This is a genomic window from Natrinema sp. H-ect4 (assembly GCF_041894845.1).
GTDB lineage: Archaea > Halobacteriota > Halobacteria > Halobacteriales > Natrialbaceae > Natrinema.
Genome location: NZ_JBHDYC010000003.1, coordinates 1 through 15,302 on the forward strand (window position 1 = coordinate 1; position 15,302 = coordinate 15,302).

The following is a 15,302-nucleotide window of genomic DNA, read 5'->3' on the forward strand; positions in this document are numbered from 1 at the left end:
GAGACGGGCGGGGGAACTCGCGTCGACCGGGCCGTCCGCCGACAGTTCTCCTGTTGGATTCGGTGCTAAGAGCGAGTTACGCGAATGGATTGAGCCTGCGTGCGCAGGTCGTGGTGTCAGTTGGCAGCGCTCACGGGACCGTTCCAACGTATGATCCGTGGAAACTCACGACACTGACACTGGTGTTACGTGGTGGCTTCGGGGTTGCTGGGGATTGATACCTCTGCAGTAACACTATGTAACTACGATGAGCGATGAGACGACTACGGACGATGCGACAGTGATCGTTGTCGGCGGCGGCCCCGCCGGACTGAGTGCGGCCCTCTTCGCCGCGAAGAACGGTCTCGAGACGTCGGTGTTCGACACCGACGGGACGTGGATGCACAAGGCCCACCTGTTCAACTACCTCGGCATCGGCTCGGTCGGCGGCAGCGAGTTCATGGCGACGGCTCGACAGCAGGTCGACGACTTCGGTGTCGACCGTCGCCAAGACGAGGAAGTGACTGGCGTCAGCGAAGCCGGTGACGGCTTTACCGTCGAGACCGAGGCAGGCAGCTACGAGGCCGACTTCGTCGTCCTCGCGACCGGTGCGAACCGCGAACTGGCCGAGGATCTCGGCGTGGCGTTCACCGACGAGGACACCGTCGACGTCGGCGTCGAAATGGAGACGAGCGTCTCGGGCGCGTACGCGACCGGCGCGATGGTTCGCCCCGAGGAGTGGCAGGCCGCCATCGCCGTCGGCGACGGGGCCGCCGCAGCACTCAACATCCTCTCGAGCGTAAAGGGCGAACACTACCACGACTTCGACGTTCCCGACGACGCCGCGCGCGTCTTCGGCGAACACGTCGCGGAGTAATCGCGGAGACGCCGAACTCGCAACCGAACAAATCGCATTCGAACCCACCTCGGTCGGATTCACGACCGATTCGATTCACCCACCATGCCTACCGAACCCACCAATCCAGTCACGCCGGAACTACCCGACAGCCCCGTCCACACGACGGGAACCGATCACATCACCATCTGGGGGAGCAACGAGGCCGATACGATCGAGTTCTACCAGGACCTGCTCGGGATGCCGCTGGTGCTCCGCCAACCCAACCTCGACGACCCCTCGCAGACGCACCTGTTCTTCGACACCGGCGACGGTCGCATTCTGACCTTCTTCGTCAGCGACGACCGGCCGTCGAATCAGCGCGGCCAGCGCGGCGGCACCGGTGCCGTCCACCACCTCTGTTTCAGCGTCGACCCCGACGATTACGAGGACACGATGGCGGCGCTCGAGGACGCGGGCCACCAGTACAACGTCTTCGACCGGGGCATCTTCCACTCGATCTACACTACGGACAACAACGGCCTCGTCATCGAGCTCTCGACGGACAAGTACGAGGTGCCCGACGACCGGCGCGGCGAGGTGCTGGCGAAGGCACAGGAGCTCCGCGAGGAAGACGGCGCCGACTACGCCAAGGACGAACACCTCCGTGGTGCGATCGAGGCGCTCGGCCTCGAGCTAATCGAACACGACCTGCCCGAGGCCAGCGCCGGCGTCGGTGGTGTCGAATGAGCGCGGGGGACCGCGTCGACGGTCCCCACCAGGACCAGCAACTCGTGGCGGGTGGAACCGACCTCGAGGATGCGACCGCCGCGCTCGTGCTCACCCACGGTCGCGGGGCGACCGCTCGCGGGATGATCCAGATGGCCGACGAAGTGGGCCGGGAGGGGGTCGCCTTCCTCGCGCCGCAAGCGGCCCGCCAGACGTGGTACCCAAACTCCTTCCTCGCGCCCGTCGAGCGGAACGAGCCCGGCCGGAGCTCGGGGCTGCAGGCCATCAGCGACGCGATCGATGCGGCCACCGACGCCGGGATTCCCATCGAGCGGATCATGCTGCTCGGCTTCTCGCAGGGGGCCTGTCTCGCCAGCGAGTTCGTCGCGCGAAACCCGCGCCGATACGGCGGTCTCGCCGCCCTGAGCGGCGGGCTCATCGGCGAGGCTATCGATCCCGACGACTACCTCGAGAACGATCCCGACCTCGAGGACACCCCTGTCTTCCTGGGCTGCAGCGATGTCGACCCCCACATTCCCGAGGAGCGCGTCCACGAGACGGCTGACGTCCTCGAGTCGATGAATGCAGACGTCACGAAACGGCTCTACGAGGGGATGGGCCACGGCATCAACGAGGACGAGATGGCGTTCGTCTCGGGGATGGTCGCAGCGCTGGTCGACGACTGACTGCGGACTCCGTCACCGACCGGTCGCGGTCTACCGAGTCCGTCCTCCTCGACTGAGTCGCGCTTCGCTCGAGGGTCGGCTCAGCGGATAACGGTAACCGGCATGGGGGCGCGCCGGACGATTTTCTCGGCGACGCTGCCGAGCAGGATGCGGGAGAGACCGGCCCGTCCGTGGCTTCCGATAATGACGTGATCGATGTCGTGTTCTTCTGCGAACGAGACGATCTCGCGTGCGGGCTTCCCAACGACGGTCTCGGTCCGAAACTCGACGTCGGGATCGCTGGTGATCGCGTCGATCTCGTCGGGGAACTCCTCGGAGATCTCCTCCTCTCGTTCCCGCAGCATCTCCTGGATGATACTGATCCCCGCCTCCGTCGAACTGTCCGCCGCCTCGATGACGCGCAGCAACACGATCTCCGCGTCGGGATACGTCGAAAACGCGTGTTCGACCGCCTTCTGCGCGGGCTTTGAGCCGTCGTACGCGACGAGTACGTCCATACGCCTGATAGCTCTCGCGGGAGTATAAATCCGGTCGATAGCAACCGTTCTGCTCGACCGAACGAGCGACCGTCCTGTTTTCGATCAGTTCGCTAATTGTGTCGCCGATCCCCAGTATCGTTCCGGGTCGGCGACTGCTGTCTCGCTTCGGACTGTCCGAGCGGCATGCGGTGGCGCGCGCTGAGTCGCGGTGAACGCCAGTGAACCGCGGCACAACCCCGTGCGAGGGATGAGTGAGTGAACGAAGTGAACGAGCGAATCGGCTGGGGAGGGCGTGGCTATTCCCTGCCGCCACTGGCGGCAGGACACTACCTGCTGCTATCCTCATGCTACAGATCAAATCGGATTGATCGCCTGTTAGCAAGTAACTTCGAATACGCTCGAGGCCTCACTCACTCACTCTATTCCACATACCTTACAGTAGTTATAAGTCAATTTAGTCCAACAATTAGAACGGAAGCCACACTCCATCCGTCGCGCGGGGCATGCGCCGAAATGCCCCGGGTGCTAGAGACACCCGAGACGTGGCTTCCAACCCACGAGGGTTCGAAAGCCATGATTGCGTACATTCTCGCGGGATATAAACGTCCCGTACGACCGCGGAATCGCCCGTCACGACCAGCGCCGACTCCAGAATCCGGTTTCGACGGGCTCCGTTCTTGGTGGTCGGTATGACCGCCGATCCGGACGCAAACGACGGGAGCGACGACGAGGACTCGCCGTTTCCCGACTGCCCGCGCTGTGGCGATCCCGCGTTGGTCTCGGTCGTCACCGGTCCCCACACCGGGTCCGTCGGTCCCTGTGGCTGTTCGGTCCCGCCGGATGTGTTCCCGCTCGAGCGCGAGTGATATCTCCGCTGGGCACCTATTCCCTCCGTCGGGCTCGAGCCCCGGCGGGCAGTCGACCTCCCGTCGCCGGACGCCACCACCGAAACCACCGCGTCGACGGCAGGGGGTCGGCCCGTAAACGGGACTCGAGCGGGTGTGATCTGTGACTGCTCGAGCGGCTTCGAACTGCACTCTCCGTTGGACCAGTCTGAGCAGCGACGGTAGATGGTGACGAGTGTCCTGCCTCCGCTGACAGCAGGGAGTTGCCACGCCCTCCCCAGCCGATTTCTACTCACGGGCCGAAGGCCCGTCTGCTCACGGCGGCTCCGCCGCCGTTCGCATGGTATGCGAGACCTCTGGTCTCGCACTATTCGTATGGTTCGCGGGACCGACGGTCCCGCGCTAACGCTCACTCCCTGCGGTCGCTCGCTCATCCCTCGCACGGCTTCGATCCGCGGCTCACACGGCTCACGGTTCCCTGCGGTCACCGTTCGCGTTCCGAGGCGCTCACTTCGTTCACGCCTCGCCTCTGTTCGCTGCGGCCCAGCGCGCGCCACCGCGTGCAGTTGTTCGGGTTGTTGTAGGCGCGGACGTGAATTAGAGTATCTGAAAAGGCGGCAATGAACGGACTGAGAGTGGTTATTCTTCGAACCCGTCCTCGAATCGGAACGTCCCGTTTCGCTGCACGACTTCCCCGTCCACCTCGATGACCGAATCCTCGCTCATGTCGACGATCATGTCGACGTGGACCGCGGAGTCGTTGGCCTCGTTGCCCTCGCCGACGGTGTCGTCGTACGCTCGGCCGACGGCCATGTGGACGGTGTCGCCCATCTTCTCGTCGAAGAGCATGTTGTAGGTGAACTGATCGATGTCGCGGTTCATCCCGATGCCCAGTTCACCGAGTCGGCGCGCGCCATCGTCGGTGTTGAGTACCTCGGTCAGCACCTCTTCGTTCTTCGCCGCCGAGTGGGAGACGACCTCGCCGCCCTCGAACTCGAGGAAGACGTCCGTAATCTCCCGGCCCTGATGATAGAGCGGCATGTCGAAGAGGACCTCGCCCTCGACGCTGTCTGGCTGGGGTGCGGTGAAGACCTCGCCTCCCGGCAGGTTGTGTTCGCCGTGGTCGTTCAGCGTCGGGTTGCCCGCGATGGACATCGTCACGTCTGTCGTGTCGCCGCTCTTGATCCGGATCTCCTCGGCCGGATCCATGATTTCGACCATGTGCTCCTGGTGGGCGCGCTGGGCCTCCCAGTCCTTGTTGACGGCGTCCCAGACGAAGTTCTCGTAGCCGTCCGTGCTCATCTCGGCCAGCTGGGCGTTCGCCGGCGCGGGGAACTGCGTGAGACACCAGCGCTTCGAGAGGCGCTCCTCGAGAATCGGGCGATGGGCCTGCTGGTGGGCCGCGCTGGTCTCGGGGTCGACGTCGCTGGTCTGGGTGGCGTTGTCCGTCGCGCGAATAGCGATGTAGACGTCGGTATTCTCGACGAGCGCGAGTTCGTGCTCGGGTGTGTCGAACTCGTCATCGGAAGCCCGAAGATACGCGCGCTGCTGTCGCTTTCCGGTTCGCTGGCTCGTCGTGATCGGGTTCGCTCCCCGATCGCCGATCACCTCGTGGAGCGCGACGACCAGGTCCTCGGCGACCGGATGGGCATCGATGACGACGTTATCACCGTCCTCGAGGTCGACCGAGTGATTGGCGATAATCTCGGCGTGTTCGCGGATTCGCGGGTCCATACCCCGGTATTGACGGGGGGAGGAAAAAACGGTTCGTGATGGGGATCGATCGGCCGGCGACCTGCGACCGCCCCGAATCAGCGATCGCCGCGCATTCCGTCGCGGAACTCGAGGACGGTCCGCCGCAGGAGGAGATACGCGAAGAAGACCAGCGAGAGGAGGATCACGACGACCGCAATGATGACGGGATCGTCGGGGATGAGGCCGATGAGGGTGTCCAGCATATTCGCCCGCTACACTGTCAGCGTGGTTAACCGTTTCGACCTCGAGCGGTTGAATCTGCCCGCCCGAATCGGTAACTAAAACCGGTATTTCAGCTTGCGCTGACTATAACGTGTGGCGGGTCCTCCGTTCGAATAGGCCTCGATCGCCGGCCCTCCACCGTCCGAGGCGCGTCCTCGAGATCGGGGCCTGTCGCCCGTCCCTGCGACCGCGACCGGCCGTCCGCCCACTCCCGTCTGACAACTGCGAGGCTGCGTGCGGCCGGACCCTCTGACATCGCTTTCAGGTCACCTCCCCGCTGACATCGTACGCTGGTCCCGCGATCCTCCCCCGTCGCGTACTGCATCGCTCGTCGCTCTAGCGGAGCGGACGACCGACTCGTCGGACCCGCGTTCCAAAGCGGAAAACTGAGCCGCGACACGACCCGTTCAGTCGCCGCGCTCGCCGACCTTGACCAGTTGCTTGCCGATGTTCTCGCCCTCGAACAGGCCGAGGAACGCGTCGGGGGCATTTTCGAAGCCTTCGACAACGTTCTCGCGGTAGCGGAGTTCGTCTTCCTGAATGAACGTGGAGAGGCGCTTGAGCGCCTCGGCCCACCGATCCTGATAGTCGCCGACGAGCAGTCCCTCGACCTTCGCGCGGGTCTCGATGAGTTTCGCGAGCTTTCGGGGACCCGTGGGAACCTCGGTCTCGTTGTACAGCGCGATCTGGCCGCAGACGGCGACTCTCGCGTGGACGTTCAGGCGGGGCCAGACGGCGTCGGTGATCGGGCCGCCGACGTTGTCGAAGTAGACGTCGATCCCGTCGGGGCAGGCCTCGGCCACCGCGCTGCCGAGGTCGTCGGTCTCCTTGTAGTTGATTGCGGCGTCGAAGCCGAGCTCTTCGGTGAGCCACTCGACTTTCTGTTCGCTACCGGCGGTGCCGACCACGCGCGCGCCGTTGATCCGGGCGAGCTGGCCGACGACGGAGCCGACCGCACCCGCGGCGGCGGAGACGACGACGGTGTCGCCGGGGTTCGGATCGCCGACGTCGAGCAGGCCCCAGAAGGCCGTCACGCCGGGCATGCCGAGCACGCCCAGTGCCGTCGAGACCGGACCGAGGTCCGGGTTCACCGGCTGGAGTTCGTCCGCGTCGGCGACCGCGTGCTCCGCCCAGAGGAGATCACCGGTTACCACGTCGCCTTCCGCGAATTCGTCGGCCTCGGACTCGAGGACTTCGCCGACGATGCCGGCCTGCATGGGTTCGCCGACGTTCCACGGTTCGGCGTAGGATTCCACGTCGCGCATCCGCCCGCGCATGTAGGGATCGACCGACTGATACAGCGTCTCGACGAGCACCTCGCCGTCGCCCGGTTCGGGCCGGTCGACGGTGACGAGTTCGAAGTTTTCCGCGGTCGGTTCGCCGACCGGACGACTTGCGAGTTGCCACTGCCTCGTTTCTGCCATATTTTCACATGGCCACCCCAACAGGTGAAGGTTGGGCTCGCGGAAGTCTACAGCATTCTGCTGTCCTAGAACAGGCTGTGTGTATCGAAGTTACACGAAAACAAGAAATTCAATTATACTGTGGCAGATTTATGAGTTATTTGGCTCTGAACGCTTTGAAACAGATGATTCTGAAAAATATTTGTGGTAGATAGTCGTCACTATCGCGACGAATGCGGCGATATACAGTAGTGACGTATGAAGGTGTTCCTCGGGCAGGAACCGGAACATCTCGTCAGTCAAGATAACCGCCACTAACACCCAAAACGACGTCTGACCCGCTTTCTGATACGGGGCTTGACTCTGATCTTCGGTCAGCAGAGACTCGCCTCGAGAGGTCGTAACGGATCTGTATCCGTGATAGATGAGAATGAACGCTGGTCCTCCTCCAACAATTGGAAGCAGATATGTGGAATTTCCAGATAAAACGATTCCGATTAAGAGGAGTTCTAAAAACACACCAGAGCCGATCAATAGGTAACCAGACCTTCTCTGTCCTTTGGGCTCTTCTGGATCTTTGGGCATTTTTGTACCACATTTGTATTACTGGTCGTCCTAGTCTTAATATCTTTCGGATATTCTCTAATTTTACGCCCTTTTCATCATGCACTGTCCCTTTCACAGCCACCTCCAAGAGAAAAAAATTTCTATGCGTCCCTGGGATAGATTTTCAACAAATAGAGATCAGAAAATATATTAACTAATTAGATTACTATGACTATATATGGGTGATAAAGATGAGATTGCGTCGAGAAGAAAAGTTCTCAGAACTATTAGTGGATCCGCGGCTGCAGTAGCTGTCGGGACTGGAACAGTGACTGCCGATCCGGATCGCGACAATCTTGATGTGTTAGATGTAAATAAAGTCCAGAAAGTTCTTGATATGGTTGGGGATCCGACCATTCAGCAGAAAGTGGTTGATACTCTTCCAGGAACTGAAAAACAGAAAATCAAACTAGAAACGGAGATTGGTATCCTATCGTATGTTGATTTTCATGATGTGGATACTGATGAAAACATGGCATTGAGGTTTGAATTCAATGATCTCAAATCAATAACCGCTAATAGGCTGCCAGATCGGTATCAATCCGCACCGAATGAGTCGGAACTTTTATTAATGGTAGATGGTAGTGATGATATACTCACGCGACGATCATTAACAGAAGAGGAAAATGATTACATTTATTCATTGATTGGCAACCAGTATAAATTAAAATCTGACAAAATAGAGAATATCAGTAGTGTATATTGTGACAAATTAGGAGGAGTATACTTCAATATCATTAGTGAAAAAACTAGGGTGGAGTTTTTAATCATTCAGGAAGAAGAAAAATCAATTACTAATCCCGCGACTAATCTTGATTCTGATAATTTGAATATAATGCGTCATGGAGACACCGTTCCATCAAAATCAGTACGTCCTGCACAATCTGACCCCTCTTGCGGTGGACTAGTATTCCACCCCTGTGGACAATGCACTGCAGGAACTGCACTTTGTGGCGCCTGTGCTCCGACATGTGTCGGCTCTTTTGGCGTTACTTGTGGTGCATGTATCCTCGAATGTGGATATACAACAGACACATGTTGTAAATGCCTCCACTGTATTGATGGTATTCCAGATGACCAGATTGACCGGAAGTGTCCATCAGACCTTGAAGATGACGCTGTTGATAAAGGAGGCGACATTCTTGATGATGCAACAGATGCTATTGGTGGTTTGTTATAAAAACAATCCTCCCTGACTACCGAGAGTTCCACCCTTCGAACCTTTTTGGCTGCCGTTCGCGTACATCAGCTATGGCGACCGATCGCGATATCCTCGAGCGACTGCTCGCGGGCAACGAGCGCCACGTCGAGGTGCTACTGGCGGATTATTTCGCGGACATCTAGGCGGCCCAGCATCCGACCGTCGTCGCGATCTGCTGTTCGGACTCCCGGGTCTCTCACGAGGGTATGTGGGTGATCGATTGGCCGGGCATGGTCTTCACGTCGACGACATCGGCAACCAGACCTGGGACGAGGGCCGCGGCGATCGGTGACCGAACGCCGGTTCTCCCTCTGAACGGTATACAGGGCGTCACGCGCCGCATATCGACGTTTAATGCGAGTCGCAGGCTTTATGAGTGTTGCGGCGCTTTCTCTAGAAGCAATGGCGAAAGGAACCGTTGATTTCTTCAACGACACTGGCGGCTACGGATTCATCGAGACTGAGGACGCGGACGACGACGTGTTCTTCCACATGGAAGACATCGGCGGCCCGGACCTTGAGGAAGGACAGGAGCTCGAGTTCGACATCGAGCAGGCCCCCAAGGGCCCGCGCGCGACGAACGTCGAGCGCCTGTAAGGCGAATTCGAACTGGTATCGGCACTTGACTGCAGTATTTTATCACCCCTGAGCGGCGGCGTTGTCGAACGCGAAACTCCTCGTCCGCCCGACCACAAATTTATCCTTCAGTGACACGAACGACGAGTGATGACGGACCACTCCGACGCAGTCACGTGGTCACGTAGCGCGTCGGCGTCGACGCTCGGTCGTCTCTGTCAGTACCTTCAGGTCGGCTTTTTCGGCGGAATGACGCTACTGGTGGTTGCACTCGGAGCCGCAGGGCTTGCTCTCTCCGCCGTAAACGGCGCGTACGGACGACTCGCGCTGTTCGTCTTGCTCTTGCTGATCGGCGGGCCGTTCTCGCTGCTTTACTTGCTCCCGCTGGTCGACGACGAGACGGTCCGCTCCTCGATACGGACGTGGGCGGACCGCACCGGGTACGATCGGCTTCGCCCGCTCCCCGCGGCGGTGAGCGTCCTCGTCGGCGCGGTCGTGATCGTCGGCTCGGTTGCGGTGTCTCCGGTGGCCTTGCTCGCGTTGTTCTTGGTGGTCCCGGTCGGGACGTCGATCGGCATGCAGATGGTGAACTCCCGCGGCGAAATCGATCCCGTGGTGGGAACGGTTCGCGTGAACGACCAGTCGTTCGATCTCGAGGAACTCGCGGCCGTCAGCGTCCGCCGCGTGCCCGGGACGGGAACCGTCGTCCTCCGACCGTCGTACGCAACTAAAACACGAGGGGTGACGGCACCGGGGTACGTCTCGATGCCCCGAGACGTCTACGAGGAGGCCCGACCGCTGCTTGAGGCCGCCGCGAGCGAGACGGAGCGGACGATCCGACAGAGCCGGTCCGAACGCGTCGTCCTCGTCGTCTTCGGCGTCGGCACGCTCGTCGGTGCGGTCGGCGCCGCGTTCCTCGGGTTCGAGCGCGGGGGCGACGCGCGCGTAATCCTCTCCTATATCGCCTTGCTGGTCGGCTGCTTCGGGATTGCGTTCCTCGCGCTGGCCGCTCGAGAACCATGACGCCGTCGACCCGGACCGTTTTGTGGATCCGCCACCGACTCGAGACCATGACGGAGCCACTGGTCAGACGCGGCGAGGCGATCGAGTACGAGCCGGTCGACGCGGCCGACGGGCTCTCGAAGGGCGTTCTGATCGACGACGACCACGGCGCGCCGAACTTCGCGATTCGGCGATTCGTCCTCGAGCCAGGTGCCGAGGTGCCGAAACACACCAACGACGTCGAACACGAGCAGTACGTCCTCGAGGGCGAGTACACGGTCGGCATCAGCGATGCGCCGAAGGCGCATCGAGCAGACGGCGATAGCGCGGAGCAAAGCTCCGCGGACCGTTCGAGCGGGCGACGCCCGCGAGAAGAAGCCGTCGACGGCGACGACGAACACGAGGTCGAAGCCGGCGACTCGCTGCTGATCCCAGCCGGGACGGTCCACTGGTATCACAACGAGGGCGACGAGCCGGGTGCGTTCATCTGTGCGGTTCCGAACGGAGACGACGAGATCGACCTGCTCGAGGACGGCTAACGCCGGGCGGATCCGATCGAGCAAGGAGTAACGCAGCCCGTTGGGGATGATGACAGCATTCTCCCATACCGTTCTGTAACCGCAACTACTAAGCGTCTTTTAGGTACACCTAAATACGATGGCAGAAGCGCAGTCGGTCGAAGGGCACAGGTCCGCCCGAGAGCGGGAGGGATGGGTTACGGGAATGCTCGTTCTCTTTTGTCTGGCGAGCACGGTCGTCACCATCGTCGCCGGGCTCGTGCAGGTAAGCTTCGGGGAGTATTCGATGACGTTCCTCGAGGCCTGGCAGGCGGTGTTCAATCCGAGCGTGATATTCAACCTCCATGCCTGGTCGGCGTTCCTCTTCGGCACGGACCTGCCGGAGATGAGCACCGCGAGCATCGTCGTCTGGACTCTCCGAATGCCGCGGGTGTTCGTCGCGATCATCGCGGGCGCGACGCTCGCGATTTCCGGTGCGATCTTCCAGGCCGTGACGCGGAACGAGCTGGCGAGTCCGTTCGTGCTTGGGGTCAGCTCCGGCGCAGGATTCGCCGTGCTGGCGACGCTGGTTGTCTTCAGCGGCCTCACGCCGTTCCTGCCGCTGATCGCCGCGCTGGGCGGGACGGTCGCGTTCGTGATCGTCTACACGATCGCCTGGAAAGGCGGGACGAGTCCCGTCCGACTCGTGCTCGCGGGCGTCGTCGTGAACATGGTCTTTCAGTCGCTCCAGCAGGGGCTGTTTTTCTTCGTGGACGATCTGGGCGTCGTCCAGACGGCGATCGCCTGGCTGACGGGATCGCTCACGGGCACCGGCTGGGAAGAAGTACGGATCGCGATCCTGCCGGCGGCCGTGGCGATCGCGATCGCGCTCGCCGGTGCGCGGCAGTTAAACGTCCTCATGTTGGGCGAGAGCACCGCTCGCTCGCTCGGGATGCGCGTCGAACGGGTCCGGTTTTCCCTCTCGGCCGTCGCGATTCTGGCCGCCAGCGCCGCAATCGCCGTCGCTGGTATCGTCAGCTTCTTCGGCCTCGTCGTCCCGCACATCGTTCGGAACACGGTCGGTGGGGACTACCGACGGCTGATGATCGGGTGTCTTTTCGCCGGGCCCGCACTGATGGTCACCGCCGATGTCGGTGCGCGACTCGCGCTGGGCGGGACCCAGATGCCCGTCGGCGTCGTCACCGGACTGATCGGCGGGCCGTATTTCCTCTATCTGATGCGGAAACAGCAATCGATGGGTGAGCTATAATGGCACGCACACAGCAGGACGTAGATCGAGAACAGGAGCGGATCACCGACGATAACGGCGACACGGTCGAGAGCGCACTGGTCGGCGACGACCTCGAGCTCAGTTATCCGACGAGCGAGGAGACAATCGTCGACTGCGCGCGCCTCGACATCCCCGAGGAAGCGGTGACCGCGCTCGTCGGCCCCAACGGCAGCGGGAAGAGTACCCTCCTGAAGGCGCTCTCGAAGCACCTTACACCGGCTACGGGATCCGTGCAGATACACGGCAAGGACCTCGACACGTTCAGTCGCAAGGAACTGGCGCGCGAAATGGGGGTCCTCTCGCAGGAGAACGACTCGCTCGGCTCGATCCCCGTCGAGGACCTCATCTATCACGGCCGCTACCCGCATCGGGGCTTTTTCGACGGCGTCACCGAGGAGGATCACCGGGCGGTCGAACGCGCGATCGAACTGGCGGGGATCGACCACCTCCGGGAGTCGGAACTCGGTCAACTGAGCGGCGGCCAGAAGCAACTGGCCTGGATCGCCATGGTGCTGGCACAGGACACCGACGTCCTGTTGCTCGACGAGCCGACGACGTTTCTGGACATTCACCACCAGTTCCGGGTGCTCGAGACGATCCGCCAACTCAACGAGGAGAAGGGGGTCACCGTGGCCGTCATTCTTCACGACATCTCGCAGGCGGCCCGGTTCGCGGACTATCTGGTCGCGATGTGCGATGGCGAACTCTACGACTGGGGGCCGCCCGAAGAGGTCGTGACGGAACAGTTGCTCGCCGACGTCTTCGGCGTCGAGGCCTCCGTTGAGTACGAGCCCGAACTGCAGGTACTGCCGAAGCGCGCGCTCCCGGAGAGCCAGACCTGACGCCGCCAGCCGGAAGGCTTTTGTATTTTTAGGCCAGCCTAAAACTCGATGACAGCCGATTCGAAACGGACGAGACGACGCGTGATGAAGACGGGAGCAGCGATCGCCGGACTCGGTACGGCCGCCGGCTGTCTCGGTACGCAGGGGTCGGGAGATGGCGAGAGCGAGTATTCCGTCACGATAGAGCCCGTCGGCACCGTCGAGTTCGAATCCGTTCCAGAGAGATGGCTCCCCTATACGGGAGATTACGCGGATATGGGCATTGCGCTCGGACGGGCCGACGGGCTGGTCGGAATCGGCCTGCAGAGCCGGTACGGAACCCACTACTACGACGAACTGCCGGGCGTTTCGGTCGACCCGGACGACCTGACTGAACTCTGGGACGACGGGACCGGGAAGGAGGTGTTCTACGAACTCGAGGCCGACGTTCACCTCATCGATCCGAACTTCATGATCAACCGGCTCGGCTGGAGCCAAGACGATGTCGACGAGATCAGCGAGACCGTCGCGCCGTTCGTCGGCAATACGATTTTCTCGGCCAGTTACGACTGGCACGATTACACCCGCTACACCCTCTACGAGGCCTTCGAGAAAGTGGCGGAGGTATTTCAGGAGCGAGAGCGCTACGAGGCGTTCGAACGGCTCCACGACGATGTACTGGCCGACGTTCGGTCCCGACTGCCCGACGAGCGGCCCGAAGTCGCGGTCCTCGTCCCCGCCTCGGCCGAGCCGGACGCGTTCTATCCCTACCACATCGAGGACGATACCCAGTCCAAACACTGGACCGATCTTCGGGTCGACGGTGCGCTCGCCGCGAGCGGCGTCGGCGACGCGCAGGCGGCGAGCGGCACCATCGACTACGAGACGTTGCTCGAGATCGATCCCGACGTCATCGCGATCAGACAACAAGGGAAGGTCACCGAGTCGGAGTTCGAGCAGGGGATCGTCTCGTTCATGCGCGATCACAGCGTTGCGAGCAAACTCCGGGCGGTCCGGAACGACCGCGTTGTCTACGGCGGCATGACTTACCAGGGACCGATCATTCACTTGTTTCAGCTCGAGCGGGCGGCCCAGGGAATCTATCCCGACGAGTTCGGCGGCGAGAAGCTGTTCGACCGGCAGGCGGTCGCAGATATCGTTACCGGCGACACCTGACACCGATCAGTCGGACGGCTCCGGAACACTTTTACTGTTTTAGGCCGACCTAAAATTTGATGGGTAACGAACGGACGTGGACGAGACGGAACGTGCTTCGAACGGGGGGTGCGCTCGCAGGCGTGAGCGCGATGGCGGGCTGCATCGGAGATGATGGGTCCTCGGACGGCGAAACCGCATACACGGTATCGATGCCGCCGGTCGGCGACGTTGAGTTCGAGTCGGTCCCCCAGACGTGGGCCGCCGGCACCGCGGATTGGACCGACATGGGGATCGCACTGGGTCAGGAGCCGCCGGTGGGACTCTATATCGCGGGGCGGTTACATACGGGGTATTACGACGACATTCCCGACGTGAGCGTCGACCCGGACGATATCGAAACGCTTTGGGACGACGAGTTCGGCCCCGAGAAGTTCATAGACCTTTCCGAGAGAGTGGATGTGCTCGTCATGGATCCGAACTTCCTCACGGGGCGGGCCGACTGGAGCGGCGACGCCATCGAGCGGATCAAATCGACAGGGACGCCGTTCTTCGGGAACAGTATCACCTCTCGGGGCTACTCGTGGCACCAGGACTACGACTACCTCACGATGTACGAGGCCTTTGAGAAACTCGCCGAAGTCTTCCAGGAACAGGAACGCTACGACGAGTTCGAGACACTGCACGACGAGTTCCAGTCGGAACTCGAGAACGTCGTTCCCTCGAGTGGCCGACCTGAGGCCGCGGTCCTGTACCCGCAGATAGCGGACGACTCCTTCCTCCCCTACATCGTCGACGAGTCGACGAGTTACAAACACCTGCGGGACCTCGGAGTCGAGGACGCGCTCGCGAACTCCGACGTCGAGAACTTCCACAGCACCCGCGGATCGATCGACTACGAGACGCTCCTCGATGTCGATCCGGAGTACATCCTGCTTCGCACCGAGCAGTACCTCAGCGAGGAGGAGTTCCAGCAGAACTTCGTCGAACCAATGCAAGGCCACAACGCCGGGCAGAAACTGACGGCCGTCCAGAACGACAACGTATACAAGACCGTCCCGTTCTATCAAGGCCCGATCATCAACCTCGTCGCCACTCAGCGGTTGGCCCAGCAACTCTACGGCATCGAGGACGACCTGTTCGACCCGCAGGAGGTCAGCGACATCGTCAACGGCGACTTCTAGGCGAGCGCTCGGTCGAACTCCGCGAGGCGGCGCGCG

At 61.5% G+C, this 15,302-nt stretch carries 16 protein-coding genes and 1 pseudogene; 13 read left to right on the plus strand and 4 right to left on the minus strand.

Annotation, left to right across the window (positions count from 1 at the left end; translation table 11 throughout):
- The first annotated feature begins 247 nt into the window (after positions 1–247).
- The 3 genes from ACEWFR_RS05350 to ACEWFR_RS05360 all read left to right on the plus strand — a co-directional run bounded on the left by ACEWFR_RS05350 (position 248) and on the right by ACEWFR_RS05360 (position 2,229).
- Positions 248–856, plus strand: coding sequence for an FAD-dependent oxidoreductase (locus ACEWFR_RS05350; RefSeq protein ID WP_374060065.1), 609 nt, complete (start codon positions 248–250; stop codon positions 854–856).
- A gap of 84 nt (positions 857–940) precedes the next feature.
- Positions 941–1,564: a VOC family protein gene (locus ACEWFR_RS05355; RefSeq protein WP_374060066.1), complete on the plus strand. Its 624-nt coding sequence runs from the start codon at positions 941–943 to the stop codon at positions 1,562–1,564.
- Positions 1,561–2,229 carry an alpha/beta hydrolase gene (locus ACEWFR_RS05360; RefSeq protein ID WP_374060067.1) on the plus strand — a complete coding sequence of 223 codons (669 nt, stop codon included), beginning with the start codon at positions 1,561–1,563 and terminating at the stop codon, positions 2,227–2,229. Before ACEWFR_RS05355 ends, ACEWFR_RS05360 begins: the two co-directional genes overlap by 4 nt.
- A gap of 80 nt (positions 2,230–2,309) precedes the next feature.
- On the opposite strand, the gene ACEWFR_RS05365 is transcribed toward ACEWFR_RS05360, so the two are convergent.
- A complete protein-coding gene (locus tag ACEWFR_RS05365) occupies positions 2,310–2,726 on the minus strand; it encodes a universal stress protein (RefSeq protein ID WP_374060068.1) in 417 nt (138 codons plus the stop codon).
- 671 nt (positions 2,727–3,397) lie between these two features.
- Between ACEWFR_RS05365 and ACEWFR_RS05370 the strand changes: the two genes are divergently transcribed.
- A complete protein-coding gene (locus ACEWFR_RS05370; protein ID WP_374060069.1) occupies positions 3,398–3,574 on the plus strand; it encodes a hypothetical protein in 177 nt (58 codons plus the stop codon).
- A 618-nt stretch (positions 3,575–4,192) separates the two neighbouring features.
- Here the strand turns inward: ACEWFR_RS05370 and ACEWFR_RS05375 are convergent.
- From ACEWFR_RS05375 to ACEWFR_RS05385, 3 genes are all read right to left on the minus strand, one after another.
- Positions 4,193–5,287, minus strand: coding sequence for an aminopeptidase (locus tag ACEWFR_RS05375; RefSeq protein ID WP_374060070.1), 1,095 nt, complete (start codon positions 5,285–5,287; stop codon positions 4,193–4,195).
- A gap of 77 nt (positions 5,288–5,364) precedes the next feature.
- Positions 5,365–5,511 carry a hypothetical protein gene (locus ACEWFR_RS05380; protein ID WP_176548140.1) on the minus strand — a complete coding sequence of 49 codons (147 nt, stop codon included), beginning with the start codon at positions 5,509–5,511 and terminating at the stop codon, positions 5,365–5,367.
- A 426-nt stretch (positions 5,512–5,937) separates the two neighbouring features.
- Positions 5,938–6,954, minus strand: a complete 1,017-nt coding sequence (locus ACEWFR_RS05385) for an NADP-dependent oxidoreductase (RefSeq protein WP_374060071.1) — start codon at positions 6,952–6,954, stop codon at positions 5,938–5,940.
- Between the two features lie 763 nt (positions 6,955–7,717).
- On the opposite strand from ACEWFR_RS05385, the gene ACEWFR_RS05390 reads away from it, so the two are divergent.
- From ACEWFR_RS05390 to ACEWFR_RS05430, 9 genes and pseudogenes are all read left to right on the plus strand, one after another.
- A complete protein-coding gene (locus ACEWFR_RS05390; RefSeq protein ID WP_374060072.1) occupies positions 7,718–8,719 on the plus strand; it encodes a hypothetical protein in 1,002 nt (333 codons plus the stop codon).
- A 71-nt stretch (positions 8,720–8,790) separates the two neighbouring features.
- Positions 8,791–9,029: pseudogene (locus ACEWFR_RS05395) on the plus strand (carbonic anhydrase); the annotation flags it as partial.
- Between the two features lie 113 nt (positions 9,030–9,142).
- Positions 9,143–9,337 (plus strand): cold-shock protein, encoded by a 195-nt coding sequence (locus tag ACEWFR_RS05400; RefSeq protein ID WP_005554588.1) that lies wholly within the window; start codon positions 9,143–9,145, stop codon positions 9,335–9,337.
- A gap of 129 nt (positions 9,338–9,466) precedes the next feature.
- Positions 9,467–10,339, plus strand: coding sequence for a hypothetical protein (locus tag ACEWFR_RS05405; protein WP_374060073.1), 873 nt, complete (start codon positions 9,467–9,469; stop codon positions 10,337–10,339).
- A 47-nt stretch (positions 10,340–10,386) separates the two neighbouring features.
- On the plus strand, positions 10,387–10,857 hold the full coding sequence (locus tag ACEWFR_RS05410; protein WP_374060074.1) for a cupin domain-containing protein: 471 nt from the start codon (positions 10,387–10,389) through the stop codon (positions 10,855–10,857).
- A gap of 118 nt (positions 10,858–10,975) precedes the next feature.
- On the plus strand, positions 10,976–12,085 hold the full coding sequence (locus ACEWFR_RS05415) for a FecCD family ABC transporter permease (RefSeq protein WP_374060075.1): 1,110 nt from the start codon (positions 10,976–10,978) through the stop codon (positions 12,083–12,085).
- A complete protein-coding gene (locus ACEWFR_RS05420) occupies positions 12,085–12,948 on the plus strand; it encodes an ABC transporter ATP-binding protein (RefSeq protein WP_374060076.1) in 864 nt (287 codons plus the stop codon). The genes ACEWFR_RS05415 and ACEWFR_RS05420 overlap by 1 nt, the downstream gene beginning before the upstream one ends.
- A gap of 48 nt (positions 12,949–12,996) precedes the next feature.
- Positions 12,997–14,103, plus strand: coding sequence for an ABC transporter substrate-binding protein (locus tag ACEWFR_RS05425; protein WP_374060077.1), 1,107 nt, complete (start codon positions 12,997–12,999; stop codon positions 14,101–14,103).
- Positions 14,104–14,162: 59 nt separating this feature from the next.
- Entirely contained in the window at positions 14,163–15,266 is a 1,104-nt protein-coding gene (locus ACEWFR_RS05430) for an ABC transporter substrate-binding protein (RefSeq protein WP_374060078.1), read from the plus strand.
- The last annotated feature ends 36 nt before the right edge of the window (positions 15,267–15,302 follow it).